Below are 18,638 nucleotides of genomic sequence, written 5' to 3' on the forward strand. Positions count from 1 at the left end.
CCATGAAGGGGGCGTCCGGGGCGCCCCCAAAGGAAACCTTATCGACTTCGTGCGCCCACAATAGTGCAATGAACGTCCTCCTCATCCAGCCCGAGGGGGTTGATCTTTACGCTACCCTGCTCAAATCCGAGACCAGCAGGGAGGTTCTCCGTTTCTATCAGCCCGATCGGCTGGCATACGGTGTGCGCGTCCGGACGGCATCACTTGGGAGTGCTCTTGCCCTCGTCTCCGAGCTTAGGTGGTATATCCAGCGGTACGTCGAGGAGGTCCTCTTTGAGCCTGAAGAAGGCATATTCTACTCATCCGCGCTTGCCCGGCAGATCTACGAGCGGGACGTGAGACCCGCACCGCCGTGGAAGTTCCGCTGTCTCTACCGGATCTCCGGGGACCACATGATCGATACCATCTGGCTGGACGAGGGCGCGGCGCCTGAGGCGTCTTCTGACCGCATGGAACCGGAAGATACGGTTCTTGAAGTCTGGTGTGCTGAGGATGAGTACCCTGAGGGGTAAAGCGGCGGGTATGCCGCCGGGGTTTTCTGCATAGCCAGAAGTGGTTAGATCAGGGTATGATGTGGGTCAGTATCCTGAAAGCCCCGGCGTAACTGCAATCCGCCTCATATCACGGGATGAGAGGTTGCGGCAGAGAGGGATACCAACCCCGGTTGTCGCCCTCTCTAAGATCCGGCCAGTTCATTGGTTTGATGTAATATTGCTCCTTCGATTCCTCCGGCAAACTGTCAAAGATTTCGGGAAAGACCTGTTCCAGGTATTCTCCGACAGAGATGTTCTGCTCCCATAACTTCGCCGCTATTCTTGCCCTCTCCTCGTTCTGAAGATCGGATGTAGATGCCGGGGTTATGCCGCAATCGTCCCAGCGGTTGAAATATGCGTTATAATATAACGGTATCAGTAAGACCGCCGCTGAAATGGCGAGAATCAGTGCGAGGATATATATGATATGTTTTTTTGAAATTTTCATGGGGTTAACATCAGCGGAACACTCACGATACCTGATCTCGCCACTGGGAGTATAAATCTCCCGCGGTCGCTGTGCAACGGTCTACCGCGACGACGGTTACGATACCGTCTCAATGGCGAGCGGAGCTGCCGTCATCACGGTTGTGTGATGGCCGCAGCTTTTACTCCATATCTGCCCCGAAAGGTGGGATCGTGATAAGTACAAAGACATGATGAAAAAAAGATGACACCCTCAGGCGAACATCTCGCCGAAGGAGGTGTGGAAGTGGTGGCGGTCGAAGTCCGTCGAGAGTTTTTCGATTGCCTTTATGAAGTCTTCGTGGCTGACCGTCTCGTGCTCCATCCGGATCGCAAACATTCCCGCCTCCATGCATATCGCCCGAAGTTCTGCACCGTTCTTGCCTTCTGTGAGCCTGGCCACCTCTGCCAGGTTAACGTCCTCACCAAGACTCATGTTCATGGTGTGGATCTTTAAGATGGCGAGCCGTCCTTCGAGGTCGGGCAGGGGGATCTCAATCATCCGGTCGAACCGGCCGGGCCGGAGGAGAGCGCGGTCGAGGATATCGATCCGGTTCGTTGCAGCGATGATCTTGACGTCTCCACGGTTGTCGAAGCCGTCCATCTCGGCGAGGAGCTGCATCAGCGTCCGCTGCACCTCGCGGTCACCGGATGTCGTCGAGTCGTTTCGGTGCGCGCCGATCGCATCGATCTCGTCGATGAAGATGATCGACGGTGCCTTCTGCTTCGCAAGGTCAAAGAGTTCTCTGACCAGGCGAGCCCCCTCGCCGATGTACTTCTGGACAAGTTCAGAGCCGACCACACGGAGGAAGTGCGCGTTCGTCTGGTGCGCAACCGCCCGGGCGAGGAGCGTCTTCCCCGTTCCGGGCGGGCCGTAGAGGAGCACGCCCTTCGGTGGGGCGATGCCGACCTTCTCAAAGAGGTGCGGCTTTGTCAGGGGGAGTTCGACCGCTTCCCTGATCTCTTCGATCTGCGGTCCAAGACCACCGATGTTCTCGTAGGTCTCTTTCGGGGACTCAACCAGTTCCATACCGTAGATCTGCGCGTCGTAACTTGTGGGCAGCACATCCACGATTGCCAGGGACTGTTGATTGAGTGTGCACCGGACCCCAGGCTTGAGGAGATCAGGGTCGATAAGTTGCGATGTCCGGACTAAAAACCGTGGTCCTGCACTGCTTCGCACAATCACCCGGCTGTTGTCGATCACGTCCGTAACCGTCCCGATCACGAGAGGAGGGCTTCTGAGTTGTTCAATCTCACTCTTGAGTTTTCGGAGTTCCCGCTCGTAGCGGATCTTCTGGGTTTCAACGTATCGTTTCTCGGACTCCATCTGGCGAAATTGTTCGCGTAGCTCCAGGTTTCGGTTTTCGAGGGTCGTAATCCGCTCTAGGAGATACTGGTAGATGTCTTCACCGGTATCCTTATCTGGTGCTTGCCGAGCGATATCTCCCATAGGTCTCCTCGATTAATTATATAGGGTAAAATGAATATAAAGTTGTTTGCGAGATATATGCAGTGTGAACTATGCGGCGTTTCTATTCAGGGACCGCCGAAGATCATCCAGATCGAAGGTGCAGAACTCTGCGTCTGCGTTCGATGCTCAAAATATGGTACAGAAGTCCAGCAACCGCGACGAACGAGTGCCGCCCCACAGAAGAAACCCGGTCTTGCTGTCCCACAGACCCGGAAAAGACCACGGGATGTCTTTGATCTGATGGAGGGGGATCTCGTCGAAGATTATGCCGACCGGATCCGGATCGCCCGGGAAGCGAAGGAATGGTCGACGCTCGACCTTGCACAGGCGATCAAGGAACGTGAGATCCTGATCAAGAAGATCGAGAAGGGAGACCTTATCCCTGAAGACGAAGTCCGACGGAAACTTGAGAAAGCCCTCAATATCAGGCTGATCGATTCAACCGAAGACAGCACCTCCGCAGGCAGGGCAGGCCAGGTGACTATGACCGTCGGCGATGTAATATCGTTTAAAAAGAACCGGAAATAAGCCAATCATAATACTTTTTCCTGAGGCCCCTTCTCTTGCCCGACCTCATTTCTCGTGTTGTAATCCGTCATTTTTTTATACATGAATGCGTAACGATATATCTAATGCGTGGTGGATGTTTTTTCGCCGGTGACCGTTTTTACCTCGGTTAACGGAGTGGCCACTACTTGCGCAGGACTGACAGACCCGCTTTTGACCGCTGCTACCTTAAACAACGGAGCGGCAGCGTTTTATCGCTATTTTAACTGGTATATCCAGTTTTAATCATTCCCGGAAAGACCATCGTATCAAATCCGGGAGGACTACGGTATGAGAGGAAAGGAAATTCGTCTGGAACGTATTATGGATCGGAATACCGGCAAGACCATCATCGTGCCGCTCGACCACGGCGTGACGCTCGGTCCCATTCCTGGGCTGGTCGACGTCGGAAAGACCATCGATCTCGTCGCCGAGGGCGGAGCAAATGCAGTGATCGGCCATGTGGGGCTTGCGCTGCACGGGCACCGAAGGCATGGACGGGATGTGGGGCTGATCATGCATCTTTCGGCAAGCACCAGCATCGGCCCCGATCCGAACAACAAAGTGCTTGTGAACACCGTCACGAACGCCTTAAAGATGGGTGCTGACGGCGTCTCTGTGCATATCAACGTCGGCGCCGACTCTGAGGCAAGGATGCTTGAAGATCTCGGCAGAGTCGCGGTCGAATGTATGGAGTGGGGGATGCCGCTTCTTGCGATGATGTACCCGCGGGGCCGGAAGATCGCGGACGAACACGACCTTGAGAGCGTCAAACTCTCTGCACGGGTGGCGGCGGAACTCGGCGCCGATATCGTCAAGACCGTCTACACCGGGGATCCGGACTCGTTCCGCGAGGTGACGGAAGGATGCCCGGTACCGGTCGTGGTCGCGGGCGGCTCAAAGACCGATGAGCGGGCGATCCTCGACCTGGTGGAGGGCGCGATGGAGGGAGGCGCTGCAGGCATATCGATCGGGAGGAATGCTTTCCAGCATCCCGCACCCGATCGCCTTATTCGTGCCGCGGCGCTGATCATTCATGAAGGGCGGTCGGCAGAAGAGGCATTTGAGATTCTTCGGACGTGATGGGTATGATAGGAAAAGAGATCCGCCTGGAGCGGATAATGGACAGAAATACCGGCCGTGCCGTGATCATCCCGATGGATCATGGGTTCACGATGGGCCAGATTGAAGGGCTCTGCAACATGACCAAGACCATCAACGCGGTGAGCGAGGGCGGGGCAAACGCCATCGTCCTCCACAAGGGTATGGTGAAAGGAGGTCACCGGAAGCGCGGAAAGGATATCGGGCTTATTGTGCACCTCTCCGCGAGTACCTCAATGAACCCGGACCCGAACGACAAGGTGCTCGTCTGCACCGTGGAGGAGGCAATCGCGCTCGGCGCCGATGCGGTCTCGATCCACATCAACCTCGGCGCGCCGAATGAATCGAGGATGCTCGAATCGGCGGGCCAGGTGGTGCGGGACTGCAACCGCTGGGGGATGCCGCTCCTGGTCATGATCTACCCCCGCGGCAAAGGTATCGATCCCACCTCGCCGCAGTCGATCGGGCACTGTGTCCGGGTGGCGGAAGAACTCGGGGCCGATCTCATCAAGACGAGTTACACCGGGGATCCGGAGTCGTTCCGCCGGATCACAGCCGCCTGCTCGGTGCCGGTTCTGATCGCCGGCGGCGAGAAAGGTGAGGATATGGAGACGCTCAGAACCATTCGTGAAGCCATCGATGCGGGTGCTGCGGGTGTCTGCATGGGGAGGAACGCCTTCCAGCGTGACGATCCTGCCCGGTTCATCGCTGCGATCTCCCGGGTCGTGCACGAGGGGGCGGATCCGACCGAAGCACTGGAGACGAATCGATGAAGCAGTTCTGGGTCGATATCAGGCCGTGGAGGAAAGATCTCGCAACGACCGCGATCGAGAGCGGTGCCGATACCCTGGTCGTCGAGGACGCGCAATGCGTGCGGGAACTCGGGCGGGTGACGACGGTCGCAGAGAAGGGCGACCTGATACCGGGAAAGGACGTCTTTGAGGTCGAGATCGTCGATAAAGCGGCCGAAGAGGAGGCGCTCAGACTCTCAAGGCAGGGATACGTCGTCGTCCGGACACGGGACTGGACGGTTATCCCGCTTGAGAACCTCGTCGCGCAGTCCGACCGGATCATCGCCGCGGTCGGAAGCGCCGACGAGGCGAAGGTCGCCCTGACCGTCCTCGAGCGCGGGACGGCAGGCGTTCTTCTTGCAACCGACGACCCGGCAGAGATCAGGAGGACGGCGGGCGTGATCGCCGGCGCCGGCGAAGAGATCCCTCTCGTTCCGTTCGAGGTGACCCGGATCGTCCCCGTCGGGATGGGGGACCGGGTCTGCGTCGACACCTGCTCCCTCCTCGCCGACGGGGAGGGAATGCTCGTCGGCAACACCTCCTCGGCGTTCCTGCTGGTCCACCCCGAGACCCTGGAGAATCCCTACGTGGCGCCGCGCCCGTTCCGCGTGAATGCCGGAGCGGTGCATGCCTACGCCCTCCTCCCGGACGGGAAGACCGCGTATCTTGCCGATCTTGCGGTCGGCGATAAGGTGCTCATCGCCGAGCACACCGGCGCAACCCATGACGCGGTCGTCGGCAGGATAAAGATCGAGCGCCGTCCGCTCCTCCTTGTCGAGGCGAGGGCCGGCGAGAGTACGGCAAGCCTGGTCCTCCAGAACGCCGAGACGATCCGGCTCGTCAGACCCGACGGTTCGGCCGTATCGGTCGCCGCCCTCGAAGTGGGCGATCGGGTGCTCGGGAGCGTCGCAAAAGGCGGGCGGCACTTCGGGGTCGCCGTCAATGAGACGATACGGGAGAAATGACCCAAATGCTTGCAGGCATCATCGGCGGCACGGGCCAGATGGGACGGTTCTTCGCCGGGGTCTTTGAGGCCGCCGGATGGGAGGTGATCGTCTCCGGGAGAAAGACCCCCCGGACCAACCGCGATCTCGCAGAGACCGCAGACCTTGTGATGGTCTCGGTCCCGATTCGCGCCACCGTCGGGGTGATCCGCGAGGTTGCTCCGCTCCTCTCGGAAGAGCAGGTCTTCTGCGACCTCACCTCCCTCAAGGTCGAACCGGTCCGGGCGATGCTTGCCTCGCGTGCGGAGGTGATCGGGCTCCACCCGATGTTCGGACCGGGCGCCGCATCGCTTCGGGGGCAGACGATCGTCGTTACACCGGCCCGTTGCAGCCCAGAGACTCTTGAAAGGCTCCTCTCTATCTTTCGCGACCAGGGAGCGGCGATCACCATCTCGACACCGGAGGAGCACGACCGGATGATGGCGGTGATCCAGGGGTTGACCCACTTTGGAACGCTCGCAAAAGCCGAGGCGATCCGCCGGATCGGCACCGATGTCGCAGAGACCCTTACCTACACGAGCCCTATCTACCGGATAGAGATGGGGCTTGTCGGGCGGATCCTTGCCCAGGACGCCGGGCTCTACGGTGACATCCTGCAGATGAACCCGGAGGTCCCGAAGGTGCTTGGCGAGTTCGAAGAGGCTGTCCGGAGACTCCGCGAGATCGTCGAGTCCAGAGATGCCGAACGGTTCCAGACGTTCTTTACCGCGAACGCCGGGCATTACGCCTCCTACCTCAGCGCCGCGACGGAGGAGACGGACGACCTCATCAATCACGTGGTGAGCCGATGACCCTCGCAACACTTGGGCCGGCCGGGACGTTCAGCCACGAGCTTGCTGCCCGCCTCTATACCGATGAGATCGAGCTTCTGCCGACCATCCGCTCCATCATCAAACACGTGGCGACCGGCGCGGCGAAAGGGCTCGTTCCGATCGAGAACTCGGAGGCCGGGGGCGTGGGAGAGACGCTCCAGGGGCTGATGGAGTTCGACGTTTCGATAACCGGAGAAGCATATATTCCGATCAGGCATCACCTTGCGGCAAGAACCGACCCCTCGCGCCTCTCGGTCATCTACGCTCACCCGCAGACGCACGAGCAGTGCTCCATTCTTCTCGATAAACTCGGGATCGAGGTCGTCCACACGAGCAGCAACGCTGCAAGCGCCGTTGCCATGCAGAGAGACGAGCGTGCCGGTGCGGTCGTCTCGGAGATGGCTGCAGCGATCTACAACCTCCCGATAATCCTCCGGGATCTCCAGAACAATAGATCGAACATTACCCGTTTCGTGGAGATATCCGCCGCCCCTCTCGACAGCGCGGGAGCCACAAAGTGCAGTCTCCTTGTGGACCCGGAGACCGACCGGGTCGGGCTCCTCGCCGATCTGCTCGGCGTCTTCGCCCGGCGCGGGATCAACCTGACCCGGATCGAGTCGCGGCCGTCCCGGAGAGGGATCGGGAGTTACATATTCTTCATCGACCTTGCGATCTCCGAAGGCTTGCAGGAGGCAAAAGAGGAGTTAAAAGGCATGGCGAGTGTCAGGGAACTTGGGTGCTACGCCCGCATGGAGGTGCCGGGATTATGATCGTCAGGGTATCACGGACAGAACCGGTCGATGCGACGTTCGAAGCGCCCCCATCGAAGAGCTACACCCACCGGGCGCTGATTGCAGGAGCGCTCGCCTCGGGAAGAACGCGGATAGTAAACCCGCTTCGGGCGGGCGATACGGAATTGACCGCCTGGGGGCTTGAGAGCCTCGGGGTGGCGCTCGAGTGGCTGCCCGGCGAGATCATCGTTGCCGGATGTGACGGCACGTTCCCGGCGACCGGAGAGGTGACGATCGACTGCGGGAACTCCGGGACGACGTTGCGGCTCCTCACCTCGGCGGCGCTCCTCTCGCCGCATCCGGTGGTGCTGACGGGGAGTGCGAGAATGCTCAAGCGCCCGATCGGTCCTCTTGCAGGAGCACTCGGGAGCCTCGGGGGTGAGATTGCATTTCTTGGTGAACCGGGGTTCCCGCCCATCCGCATCACAGGCAGGCTTCGCGGTGGGAAGACGCAGATCGACGGGAGCATCAGCAGCCAGTTCATCTCGTCCATCCTGATGGCGGCTCCCTACGCGGAGGAGGACGTGGAACTTGCTCTCCCTGCAACCCCGGCCTCCCGGTCCTACCTTGATGTGACCGCAGACGTGATGCTTGGGTTCGGCGCCCGGCTCGAGCGGCGGGAATACGACAGGTTCCGGGTAGAGAGCGGTGCAACCTACCGGGGGAGGGACTACCGGATCGAGGGCGATTACTCCTCGGCATCGTACCTCTTTGCGATCGCGGCCGTCTGCGGCGGAAAGGTCACCGTCACTGGCCTGAATCCCGCCTCCGTCCAGGGGGACCGCCGGTTCCTCGACGCGCTCGAGGCGATGGGGTGTCGGGTGACTTTTGGGAGAGACGCGGTGACGGTGGAGCGGACGGACGATCTGGGGGGTATCGAGATCGATATGTCCTCCTCCCCCGATACCGTCCAGACGCTCGCTGCGGTGGCGGCAGTAGCCGGTTCGCCGACGACGATCACGGGGATTGGGCACCTGCAGTACAAAGAAAGCGACCGCGTCGCTGTTACGGCGGATACCCTCCGGCGGATGGGAGCCGGGGTCGAGGTCACCGGGGACTCCCTCACGATAACCCCCGGCCCCCTCCACGGTGTTTTCGTCGATCCGCATGACGATCACCGGACGGCGATGGCGTTTGCCGTGCTCGGTCTTGCGGTCGGCGGGATGGCGATCCGTGACCCCGAGTGCGTCGAGAAGTCCTTCCCCGGGTTCTGGGAGGCACTTTACGGGGAGGGACTGCTGTGAAGGTCGTGCTTATCGGCTTTCGGGGGACCGGGAAGACCACTGTCGGTCGGATCCTCGCAAATCGTCTCGGGCTGCCGTTCTACGACACCGATGCGCTGATCGAACAGCGGGCGGGGATGCCGATCCCGGAGATCTTTCGCCGGGCCGGCGAGGCGCATTTCCGGGCTCTCGAGCGGGAGGTCATCGCGTCGCTCCGGACCGCAGAGGGCGTGATCGCTACCGGAGGGGGGGCGGTCTGCGACCCGGCAAACGTCGCAGACCTCCGGTGGCACGGCAGGGTCTTCCTCCTCACCGCGGCTCCTGAGATCTGCCATGAGCGGATCGCCGGAAGCGACCGCCCGGGGCTGACCGATCTCTCTCCCGCAGAGGAGATACGGACGCTCCTTGCCCGGCGGAAGGATGCCTACCTTGGTGCGGCAGATACCTGCATCGATACCGGGAGACGCACCCCTGCGGAGGTCGCGGATATCATCTGCAGGGAGATCAGAGGGGAGACCGGTATCTCCCCCGATGACGCACGTGAGCGCGCCGCTCTCCTTGAGCGGTTCGGCCTCTCCACTCTCGGTGAGATGCTCGACCGGGACCCGGGACTTTCTGTGTGCGGCATCGGCGGGAACCCCTGTGCCCACAGCAAAAGTCCGCTCCTCTACAATCGGCTCTTTGAGCGCTTCGGGATGAACTACCACTATACCCGCTTCGAGTGGCCGGATGTGGGAACGATCGTCCGCCTTGCACACCTCCTCCCCTTAAAAGGCCTCTCGGTCACGATCCCGTTCAAGTCTGACGTGATGCGCTATCTCGACGAGGTCAGCGAGCACGCAGCGGCGATCGGGGCGGTGAACACGGTTGTCCGGTGCGGCGGGAGGCTCTACGGCCATAACACCGACTGGCTCGGCGTCCGGGCCCCGCTTGTACACCGGCGTGGCGGCCGGGCTGTGGTGCTTGGGGCCGGGGGTGCGGCGGCTGCGGCGGTCTATGCGCTCAAAACGCTCGATATGGACGTCACGGTGCTTGCCCGAAGGGCGGCCGCGGCACAGAGGCTTGCAGGCCGGTTTGGATGCCGGTGGGGCGGCCTCGATGAGTTCAAGGGGAGCGATGCCGATGTGGTTGTACACGCAACCCCTGTCGGGATGGAGCCCGACACCCGGAGCCTGCTTGCCGCTTGCGATCTTAGGGCCGGGATGACCATCTTTGACCTCGTCTACACGCCGCCGGAGACAGCCCTCATCCGGGCGGCAAGAGAGGCCGGGTGCGAGACGATACCCGGCACGGAGATGTTTGTCCACCAGGCGGTGGAGCAGTTCCGGTTGATCACCGGGATCGCGGTCGCGCCGGAGGTGGTTCGGGAGATGCTTGCATGAATACGTTCGGGAGAAACTTCAGGTGCACGACGTTCGGTGAGAGCCACGGATTGGCCGTGGGCGTGGTCATCGACGGCTGCCCGCCCGGAGTCCCCCTCGCGGAGGCGGATATCCAACCTTACCTCGACCGAAGACGGCCGGGCAAGAGCCCGCTCGAGTCCGCGAGGATGGAGCCCGATCGGGTGGAGATCCTCTCAGGGGTCTTTGAGGGAAGGACGACCGGCGCCCCGATCGCGCTTCTCGTCAGGAACCAGGACGTCCGATCGGAGGACTATGACACGCTCCGGGATCTCTTCCGCCCGGGGCACGCGGATTACACCTGGCAGGCGAAGTACGGGCTCCGCGACCACCGCGGCGGCGGTCGGAGTTCGGGCCGCGAGACCCTTGCCCGGGTCGCCGCCGGAGCGGTGGCTCTCCGCTGCCTTGCACCCTACGGCATCTCGATACGCGGAAGGGTTATCGAGATTCATGGGGCGACGGAACCGGAAGCAATGGAAGCGGAGATCCGCGCGGCACTAAAAGCAGGCGACTCCGTCGGGGGGATCGTCGAGGTGATTGCCTCGGGGTGCCCGGCGGGTCTCGGCGACCCGGTCTTTGGCAAACTCGACGCCGCCATCGCCGGGGCGATGATGGGAATCGGCGCCGTGAAGGGTGTCGAGATCGGAGAGGGATTCGGCGCCGCCCGGCTCCTCGGGAGCGAGATGAACGATCCGATCGATGCGGATGGATTTTTAAGCAACCACGCGGGCGGTATCCTCGGCGGGATCAGCACGGGGGAGGATATTGTCGTGCGGCTTGCCGTCAAACCGACGCCATCGATACGTAAGATTCAGCGGACCGTCGATACCACCGGGAGGGAGCGGGAGATCTCGGTCGGAGGAAGGCACGACCCCTGTATCGCCCCGAGGATCGTGCCGGTCGCGGAATGCATGATGGCGCTCGTTATTATCGATGCGATGCTTGAGCAGGCGAAGTACCGGGGATGGGAAGTGAGGTGAGGGGGAGTATCCCCTTTACAACCCATCACGACGAACCACTTCAAGCATCTCTCCTGTCCAAACGAGTGCCAAGACCCCTCTCCTCCATCACTTCAGCAGATCCGCAATCTGCTGCATCTCCCGTATGTGGTACTGCCCTTCGGCCGTCGGGGTCCCGGCGTGGCAGAACGTGAACTCCGACCCAAAGAGAGGGAGGATTGCACGGGCATAGCGGAACTCAGAGCCCATGATGCTTGTGCAGATAGGTTTCTGGGCACGATGCGTGAACGTGATGAGGTCAAAGAGGTCGTCAAGGGTTCGGGGTTTCACGACAATCTTCGGTATATCGCCGTAGGACCGAAGCATCTCCTCGATCTTCCCGAGCTCCGGGAGAGAGGGCATCTCGCTCGTGTGAAGAGATGCGAGAATTTGGACACCCTGGCTCTTGATAAGCGGCGCATGGTCGCGGTAACGGGCTTCTACATCCACGAAGTCGACGTATCGTGCGATCGGCCCGACGATCCTGACCCAGAGGTCGGCATCGCCGACGAACCTCCCCCCTTCCTCTCTGCTCCTGAGTGTGGCTATTAAAGGAATGTCGGTCTTCTCGCGGATAGACTGGACCTGCTCCAGCAGGTCACCTCCCATCCGGTCGAGCCTGATCTCGATGAATGTAGGGCTGTACTCCACTACTTCGTCGATAACACCGGCATCCTCCACAGAGACGACGATCTTCATGTTAATCCGAGGTATAACCCCTTATCATTTAAAAGTCTGTCCGCCTCCCCGACCACGCCCCCACTGTGTTGCAGCGCTCCAGCATGGAGATGATGGTCTCATCAAAGACCCCGGGTAGCCGTTCGCGGAGCTTGCGTACCCCGGCCTCAGTGACGCCGCCGCCGGTCGCGACCTCCTCGATCATCTCTCCGGGTCTCCTGCCGGTCTCCCGAAGGTAAGCAGCCGTGGCGGCAACCATCTCCATGGTGAGTCCGATCGCCCGGTCCTTCGGGAGTCCGCTTGCACGGGCCGTCGCCCCGGCAAGTTCGTCGATGATAACGGCAAGCAGTCCCGGCCCACAGCTCGAAAGAAGCATGGCTGCCGGGAGTTCCTCCTCACTGACGAGCACTACGTTCCCAAGCGATGAGAAGAGCCCCTCAACCCTGAGAGCGCTGTTTATATCCACCTGCCGCCCGTGGCAGACCAGCGTCGTCCCTTGCCCAACCGTGGAGGTGATCGTGGGTATCGCCCTGGTGAGCGATCCGGGAAAGACGCTCTCAAGATCTTTGAGGGAGATGCCTGCGGCGAGTGAGACGATATGCTCGTCCCCATCCATCACCGGGAGAATCTCATTAAGGACGGTCGCCATCTCCTGCGGCCTGACTGCGATGATGATTGTGCGGCACTGCCGTGCGAGTTCCGCGTTCGTTCTGGCGATACCGACTCCCGGCCATGCGGCGGCGCATGCGTTTCGGCTCTCCAGGCTCTTTGTCGCAACCACGAGCTCATCGGTCGAAAGGATCCCGGATGTGAGAAATCCGTTCACCAGCATGCTCCCCATGTGCCCATAGCCGATTAGTCCTACGCGATCCATATCCTGACCCTCTCTCCACATCGCTCTCCCGCCCCAAAAGGATACCTGCGGGGTGGATTATATAGACCCACGGAGCGAACGGTACTCAAGAGATGCCGCAGAAACACCCTCAAAGATCCTGGTTGCCGGAACTGCTTGCACCGGCAGGGTCGCCGGAGGCCCTGACTGCAGCAGTCGCCGCCGGCGCCGATGCTGTCTACCTTGCCGGAAAGCGCTTTGGGGCCCGGCATTACGCGGCGAACTTCTCCGACGAGGAACTCCGTTCCGCTATCGATTATGCACACCTCCATGGAGTCAGGGTCTACGTCACGGTAAACATCCTCGTGAGGGATGCCGAACTCCCCGATGTGGCCCGCTATCTCCTCTGGCTCTACGAGATCGGTGCAGACGCTGTCCTGGTACAGGATATCGGGGTGGCGTCGCTTGCCCGGGAGGTCGTCCCGGACCTCCCCCTCCATGCATCCACCCAGATGACAGTCCACAACCGCGAAGGCGTCGCCCGGGCAGCAAGGGAAGGGTTCTCCCGCGTGGTGCTCGCGAGAGAACTCACCCTCGCGGAGATCGAGGAGATCGCGAGAGTTGCGGATGCACGGGGGGTCGGTCTCGAGGTCTTTGCCCACGGGGCGCTCTGCTACTGCTACTCGGGCCAGTGCCTCCTCTCCTCGGTCATCGGGGGTCGGAGCGGAAACCGGGGGATGTGCGCCCAGCCGTGCCGGAAGCCCTACCGGCTTGTGACCTCCGAGATGGACGATCTCGGGCGGCCAAAAGATCTCCGGAGAGTACCCGCAAAGGATCACTACCTCCTCTCGACGCGCGATCTGGCGATCTACCCTTACCTCGACCGGATCGTGCGTGCACCGGTGGCGTCGCTCAAGATCGAGGGGAGGATGCGCTCGGCGGAGTATGTCGCAACGGTGGTGAGCATCTACCGGCGTGCCCTCGACGCGATAGCGAGCGGTGTGGCTTGGTCGCCCTCGCCGGACGATATCCGGGACCTTGCTCTCGCGTTCAACCGGGAGTTCACAGAGGGCTACATCCTCGGCGCATCCGAGATTATGGCCCGCGACCGTCCCGGGAACCGGGGCATTCTGCTCGGCACGGTCACCGGCTACGACCCCCGGCGGCGGGAAGCGGCCGTGCGCCTCGCCGGCGATCTCATGCCTCGTTCCGGCGACGGGTTGGCGTTCTGCACGAACGACCCCGACCGCGACATGGGAACGGTTCTTCGCGGCACCCCCGCCGTTCGAGACGGCACTGTGCGCCTCAACGTTCCCAAACCCGTCGGGCAGGGCACCCGTGTCTTCATAACGAAGAGTGCGGATCTTGAGGAGCGGGCGAAGCGGATCATGGAGAGGCCTCTACGGCAGTTACCGTTGGATCTTACGGTATCCTTTGATGACGGGACGCTCTGTCTGGAGGCAATGGTCTTTGTGCACGGCAGTGAACCGTTCCGGGTGCGTTACCGGTCGGACCTCCGGATGGAGCCGGCTCGGAGCCGGCCGCTCACCCGGGAGACGATCGCCGAGCAACTTTCAAAGACCGGGGGAACCCCGTTTGTGGTCCGGAGGATGGAGGTCGACTACCCGGGTGGACTCTTTGCGCCGCTTGGGGAGTTGAACCGGGTCCGACGCTCATTCTTAGTTCGTGTCGAGGAGGCCGTCCTTGCCGCACATCGGCCCGGCCCGGAGGCGGTGAGCGCCGCACGGGAACGGATAGAAGCGGCTGTTGCTCGGTTGGAGAGACCTCGAGATCCCTATCCTGCACACCGGATCCCGTCCGTCTCGGTCTACACCGACACCCTCGAGGGTGCAGCCGCCGCCGTCCGGGGCGGGGCGACGACCGTCTACCTTGAACCCTCCGACCTTCCCCACCTCAACGAGGCTGCCGCCATCTGCCGGGATGGGGGTGCGGACCTTGTCTGGAAATGGCCGGCAATCACCCGGCGCAGGTTCCTTGATGCAGCGTCCAGCCTCCTCCCGTCGCTCTATGAGGCAGGCATCCATGGCGTCATGGTGAGCGGGATGGGCGCTCTCGATGCGGTGCAGCGGGCCGAGCCCCGCATGCGGCTCTATGGTGCCGCCGGGTTAAACATCTGGAACCACCTCACCGCCCAGAGACTCACATCGTACTTTCAGCGGTGTACGGCGTCCCCTGAGCTCTCGGCCGCCGATCTGGCCCGGCTTGCGGGACGAATCGGGGATGCTCCAGAACTTGAGGTGATTGTCCAGGGCAACCTCGAGGCTATGGTAACCGAGGACCATCTGGTGGTGGCGGTCGCCGGGAGCAGCCCGGCAACCGTTTCATGGGCATCGAGGACCAGCGAAACCGCATCTTCCCGATCCGGTCCGATAGCGAAGGGCGGACCTACATCGCAAACGCGGTCGAGACCTGCCTCATCGACCACCTGCCCCGGATCGCCGGGATGGGCATAGCTGCCGTTGCCATCGATGCACGGGGCCGTGGTCCGCGCTACGCCGAGGAGGTGGCCGGGCTTTACCGGGCGGGGCTCGACGCCGTCGGCCGGGGAGCCCCCGGCACGCTCTCCGCGCTCAAGGAGGAGGCGAGACGGCGGGCGCTCGGGGGCATCACCGGCGGGCATTTCGTCCGGGGAATCGAGGAGTAAGGGGTATCTTGGCACCGTTGCCATGAGACCCCACTACCCGGACGATCCGTTCCGGGCGGGTACCTCCGTCTCCGGCATTCTCCATTTATCCCCAGAAGAGCATCCAGATCCCGAATCCTATCAAAAAAATCCCGCTTCCCGCTCAAATTATATCCCTGTATTCTCGTATCCTGCTTGACGAGGCGTATCCCCCGAGGACCCCGACGCCGAGGAACGGCGTGAGCACCCCGGCCCCGAAGATCAATAGGAGCGACAAGTCCTGCACGGTGCCGTCGATCAGGATTCTGCTGAGCAGGATGAGAAGCATCGGTGCGGCGCACGGGACCTTGACGATCGAGAACATCATGCCCAGCACGAACAACCCGGCAAGGGTGGTCGCGTGCTTCCGTAACGATGACCGGACATAGTCGTCGGTGGAGACCGGGAGCCGTATCAACCCGAGCAGGTTCACCCCGGCGAGTATCGTGATCAGTCCCGCCGCGACGGCGAGATACGGGCCGAAACCGCCGAGCGACATCCCCGCCAGCAGGAAGCAGCATCCCATGACGATATACGCGGCGACCAGCCCCAGGCCGAATATCAACGAATTCAGGAGACTGCTTTTCAATTCTTTGCCCGACCCGGTGACGTACACCAGTATGAATCCGAGTATCGCCATCAGGCAGGGCGAAAACCCGGAGAGGAGGCCCAGAGAGTATGCAAACGGGATGTCCCAGTTTATCGGCGGCGAGTTCTCCTGCGGCTGCTCGCCGGCAAGGGACTGCTCGATCGCCGCCCTGAGGCTCTCCTCAGTTATCTCTTCCTTGGGGATTTTGACGGTGCCGTCCACAACCACGGCCGGGACTTCGAGAAATGCGTATGCGTTCCATCGCTCCCATCCTTCCACGGTCTCGACGTCGATCCATTCGATTGTGAGGGCGCCGTCGTAGGCGCCTTCCAGGTCCGCGATCAGCGGATCGATGAACCTGCAGTCCGAGCACCGGTCCATGTGGTAGTATTCGAGGGAGACTGTTGAAGCCGCGGCTGCAGGAATGCACAACGTGCACGCGATGAGCAGAACGGCAAGTGCCTGCACTGTTTTTACAACCATGAGTCCTCCGCCCTTCGCAGAGGTGTGTGTAGAGCACATCGATCACTCCACAGGCCATCCATCGATCATCGGTCCGTTCCCCTCGGAACCGATCGCCGTTCCCAGATATAGAGGATGGGAAAAGCAACGATACCAACAAGCACAATTCCCCGGAGAAGGGGGACAACGGGATACCCCAGTGCCAGATAGCGCAGAAGAACGATCATGGCTACTATGAGGTAGAAGACAACCGATCGCGCGAAGGTGATGCGGCGCTCCCCACCATCGATGAAGACGATGCGCGTCAGTAGCAGGCCGAGGAGGACGATGATGAGAAGCCAGAAGACCTGGTTGATGGAATACGCAAGGGACGCGTAGATATAGATCAGGAAGATCACGACGGCAAGGATGGCGTCGGTCACCTTCTCGACAACGACTCGCCTTTGCATCTTTCCTCCTTCCCTGTATCCGCTAACCGGAGGGAACGATGGAGGATAGGTATGGGGTTTTGATCGTCCGGCTGCCTTTCGTCCATACCACACCATAATAGAGAAATATACTGCAGTGATCGTCAATGCCAAGGGAAACAACAAGAACGCAGGTATTGGGAGGGGAGCTGTCGCGATGATGATAGCGACGATGATAATCGACACGAAAAAGACTACAACTGAGCGCCAGAGTGCCTCCTTGACGATAGGGTCGAGTTTCATATATACATCACCGACGCATCATCAGGAATCGTAAAGGTGAAATCACTATCATCTGCTGTGTAATTTATCGAATAATCTCGATATTCCAGGGTTAGCACTGGATTGCCCTTGTCCCAACTCTCCAGTTTCAACGGGATAAGACCATCGGGGTCGATCCACAGCAGATATTCTCTCGTATCTTCGTTATCCGACTCGCGAGAAGCCAGTTCTATCTTATAAGCAGAGGTTGAGTAGTGCGACTCCATTTCTTGACCTATTACCATGTATTTTTCAGAGATATTATCATTCAACAGCACATAGATCGCAGGTTCTGGTAGTTTCTCTGATGATGTCAGATTTCTAATGAACACTATATTTTTCTCAGGATCATAGATCCAGACTATATCTCCATTAGAAGTAACCTCTGAGCGTATAAATGAGCCGCTCTTTTCGATTCTTCGAAATTTGTCCGGTTTCTTTAAAAGTACATCATACTCGATAGTCTCCGTTTCATTTCCTATATATAAAGTAAGCTTCTCGATGTATGCCAGGCTCTCTACATTTGCCTGCTTTTCTGCGGCTTTTTGCAGAAGCGTATCCACATCTACGTCTGTTTCCAAACAACCGGAACAAACGAGTCCGAGTAATACGATAACCACTACAAATTGATAGCGCTGTTGTGTTGTCATAGCACACTCCACAAAAAGAGGTGTTTACCTGATTTACAGGCTGTCGTACATACATGCGGCTATTTCCACTCCTAAGCAAGCTACGGCAGGGGCGCAGGTATATGGAGTCATAAGAGCAACACATGGTTGTAACAACACTATACAAATTTCACAGACCGACACTCCAGGACAGGGGATTCCAGCAAGCGCACAGGCACAATTCAGGGTGATACAGTAAACAACTCTTTGCCAGTAATCCGGGTCCTCATCTGTTACAAAGAGATGTTCCGACGTTTTCTGGATGAATGAGCCCTCGTCGATAATGGTTTCCGTGACCATATTTCCATTGGCGTCAATTATGCTGAACTCGAGTGTGTACAGAGACTTTTCCTGGAAAATACACGTGTACTTGAGTACCCGGGCATTGTCATCGTCCCAGACCGCAACGATGTTTGATGTCTGGACCAAACCGTCTTTTTCAATAACAGATTCGATGGGCAGTACTACAGCCGTTGCATGCTTGATTGATCCGTCTTCAAGTTCCTTCTCGAAGGAGAATGCTTTCGCGTTGTCGACGATCATACTCAGATCTTCGGAACGTGGGATCTCTGAGAGTTTTTGCACCTCATTCAGGTTCAAAGCAGAAGCAACAACTTCGTACTTCTCCAGACCCGACAGATTGGTTTTTTGCAGGTCCAGTTCGGCATCGCCGCAAGGTGTTCCCGGTTCGCACGCCATCGCCGGCACCATCGCGACACTCACCAGCAGCACGGCGAAGAGCGTGGAGAGCGCCCGCATTCCAATGTTTCCGTTCATTTACTTTTCCTCCTATAACATCCCCGGAGGCAAAAGAGGCGCATCTTTAAGTACATTGAATGCAGACTACTCTTCTGCCTTCT

The 18,638-nt window shown here is 59.9% G+C and carries 20 protein-coding genes; 12 read left to right on the forward strand and 8 right to left on the reverse strand.

Going from position 1 to position 18,638, the window contains the following annotated elements:
* The first annotated feature begins 68 nt into the window (after nucleotides 1–68).
* Nucleotides 69–512, forward strand: coding sequence for a DUF5804 family protein (locus tag ACI94_RS06630; RefSeq protein WP_066958564.1), 444 nt, complete (start codon nucleotides 69–71; stop codon nucleotides 510–512).
* Between the two features lie 109 nt (nucleotides 513–621).
* On the opposite strand, the gene ACI94_RS06635 is transcribed toward ACI94_RS06630, so the two are convergent.
* Both ACI94_RS06635 and ACI94_RS06640 read right to left on the reverse strand, forming a co-directional pair.
* Nucleotides 622–981, reverse strand: coding sequence for a hypothetical protein (locus tag ACI94_RS06635; RefSeq protein WP_273258614.1), 360 nt, complete (start codon nucleotides 979–981; stop codon nucleotides 622–624).
* Nucleotides 982–1,212: 231 nt separating this feature from the next.
* Nucleotides 1,213–2,451, reverse strand: a complete 1,239-nt coding sequence (locus ACI94_RS06640) for a proteasome-activating nucleotidase (RefSeq protein WP_066958561.1) — start codon at nucleotides 2,449–2,451, stop codon at nucleotides 1,213–1,215.
* 57 nt (nucleotides 2,452–2,508) lie between these two features.
* On the opposite strand from ACI94_RS06640, the gene ACI94_RS06645 reads away from it, so the two are divergent.
* The 9 genes from ACI94_RS06645 to ACI94_RS06685 all read left to right on the forward strand — a co-directional run bounded on the left by ACI94_RS06645 (nucleotide 2,509) and on the right by ACI94_RS06685 (nucleotide 11,120).
* A complete protein-coding gene (locus ACI94_RS06645; protein WP_066958560.1) occupies nucleotides 2,509–3,000 on the forward strand; it encodes a multiprotein bridging factor aMBF1 in 492 nt (163 codons plus the stop codon).
* Nucleotides 3,001–3,309: 309 nt separating this feature from the next.
* Nucleotides 3,310–4,101, forward strand: coding sequence for a 2-amino-3,7-dideoxy-D-threo-hept-6-ulosonate synthase (locus ACI94_RS06650; RefSeq protein WP_066958557.1), 792 nt, complete (start codon nucleotides 3,310–3,312; stop codon nucleotides 4,099–4,101).
* Between the two features lie 5 nt (nucleotides 4,102–4,106).
* Nucleotides 4,107–4,892 (forward strand): 2-amino-3,7-dideoxy-D-threo-hept-6-ulosonate synthase, encoded by a 786-nt coding sequence (locus tag ACI94_RS06655; protein ID WP_273258619.1) that lies wholly within the window; start codon nucleotides 4,107–4,109, stop codon nucleotides 4,890–4,892.
* Nucleotides 4,889–5,875, forward strand: a complete 987-nt coding sequence (locus ACI94_RS06660; protein ID WP_273258620.1) for a 3-dehydroquinate synthase II — start codon at nucleotides 4,889–4,891, stop codon at nucleotides 5,873–5,875. Before ACI94_RS06655 ends, ACI94_RS06660 begins: the two co-directional genes overlap by 4 nt.
* A gap of 5 nt (nucleotides 5,876–5,880) precedes the next feature.
* Nucleotides 5,881–6,705: a prephenate dehydrogenase/arogenate dehydrogenase family protein gene (locus tag ACI94_RS06665; RefSeq protein WP_066958553.1), complete on the forward strand. Its 825-nt coding sequence runs from the start codon at nucleotides 5,881–5,883 to the stop codon at nucleotides 6,703–6,705.
* The gene (locus ACI94_RS06670; RefSeq protein WP_066958551.1) at nucleotides 6,702–7,496 is read left to right on the forward strand and encodes a prephenate dehydratase domain-containing protein; all 795 of its coding nucleotides are present in this window, start codon (nucleotides 6,702–6,704) and stop codon (nucleotides 7,494–7,496) included. Before ACI94_RS06665 ends, ACI94_RS06670 begins: the two co-directional genes overlap by 4 nt.
* Nucleotides 7,493–8,761: a 3-phosphoshikimate 1-carboxyvinyltransferase gene (gene aroA / locus ACI94_RS06675; RefSeq protein ID WP_066958549.1), complete on the forward strand. Its 1,269-nt coding sequence runs from the start codon at nucleotides 7,493–7,495 to the stop codon at nucleotides 8,759–8,761. Before ACI94_RS06670 ends, aroA begins: the two co-directional genes overlap by 4 nt.
* Entirely contained in the window at nucleotides 8,758–10,122 is a 1,365-nt protein-coding gene (gene aroE, locus ACI94_RS06680; RefSeq protein WP_066958547.1) for a shikimate dehydrogenase, read from the forward strand. The genes aroA and aroE overlap by 4 nt, the downstream gene beginning before the upstream one ends.
* Entirely contained in the window at nucleotides 10,119–11,120 is a 1,002-nt protein-coding gene (locus tag ACI94_RS06685) for a chorismate synthase (RefSeq protein ID WP_066958545.1), read from the forward strand. Before aroE ends, ACI94_RS06685 begins: the two co-directional genes overlap by 4 nt.
* 87 nt (nucleotides 11,121–11,207) lie before the next feature.
* On the opposite strand, the gene ACI94_RS06690 is transcribed toward ACI94_RS06685, so the two are convergent.
* Nucleotides 11,208–11,837, reverse strand: a complete 630-nt coding sequence (locus ACI94_RS06690; RefSeq protein WP_066958544.1) for a type I 3-dehydroquinate dehydratase — start codon at nucleotides 11,835–11,837, stop codon at nucleotides 11,208–11,210.
* A gap of 28 nt (nucleotides 11,838–11,865) precedes the next feature.
* Nucleotides 11,866–12,711 (reverse strand): pyrroline-5-carboxylate reductase, encoded by an 846-nt coding sequence (locus ACI94_RS06695; protein ID WP_353743249.1) that lies wholly within the window; start codon nucleotides 12,709–12,711, stop codon nucleotides 11,866–11,868.
* Between the two features lie 71 nt (nucleotides 12,712–12,782).
* Between ACI94_RS06695 and ACI94_RS06700 the strand changes: the two genes are divergently transcribed.
* Together ACI94_RS06700 and ACI94_RS06705 are read left to right on the forward strand one after the other, a co-directional pair.
* The gene (locus tag ACI94_RS06700) at nucleotides 12,783–15,122 is read left to right on the forward strand and encodes a U32 family peptidase (protein WP_286681242.1); all 2,340 of its coding nucleotides are present in this window, start codon (nucleotides 12,783–12,785) and stop codon (nucleotides 15,120–15,122) included.
* Complete coding sequence (locus ACI94_RS06705; RefSeq protein ID WP_286681244.1) at nucleotides 15,059–15,313, forward strand: U32 family peptidase; 255 nt, start codon at nucleotides 15,059–15,061, stop codon at nucleotides 15,311–15,313. Before ACI94_RS06700 ends, ACI94_RS06705 begins: the two co-directional genes overlap by 64 nt.
* Nucleotides 15,314–15,455: 142 nt before the next feature.
* On the opposite strand, the gene ACI94_RS06710 is transcribed toward ACI94_RS06705, so the two are convergent.
* From ACI94_RS06710 to ACI94_RS06725, 4 genes are all read right to left on the reverse strand, one after another.
* Nucleotides 15,456–16,403 carry a cytochrome c biogenesis protein CcdA gene (locus ACI94_RS06710; protein WP_286681243.1) on the reverse strand — a complete coding sequence of 316 codons (948 nt, stop codon included), beginning with the start codon at nucleotides 16,401–16,403 and terminating at the stop codon, nucleotides 15,456–15,458.
* A gap of 65 nt (nucleotides 16,404–16,468) precedes the next feature.
* On the reverse strand, nucleotides 16,469–16,831 hold the full coding sequence (locus ACI94_RS06715; protein WP_273259256.1) for a hypothetical protein: 363 nt from the start codon (nucleotides 16,829–16,831) through the stop codon (nucleotides 16,469–16,471).
* Between the two features lie 257 nt (nucleotides 16,832–17,088).
* Complete coding sequence (locus tag ACI94_RS06720) at nucleotides 17,089–17,760, reverse strand: outer-membrane lipoprotein carrier protein LolA (protein ID WP_273259255.1); 672 nt, start codon at nucleotides 17,758–17,760, stop codon at nucleotides 17,089–17,091.
* Nucleotides 17,761–17,793: 33 nt separating this feature from the next.
* On the reverse strand, nucleotides 17,794–18,555 hold the full coding sequence (locus tag ACI94_RS06725) for a hypothetical protein (RefSeq protein WP_273259254.1): 762 nt from the start codon (nucleotides 18,553–18,555) through the stop codon (nucleotides 17,794–17,796).
* Nucleotides 18,556–18,638 lie beyond the last annotated feature (83 nt).

Origin of the sequence: Methanoculleus sp. DTU007, from assembly GCF_001512385.1 — an archaeon.
GTDB classification, from domain to species: Archaea; Halobacteriota; Methanomicrobia; order Methanomicrobiales; family Methanoculleaceae; genus Methanoculleus; species Methanoculleus thermophilus.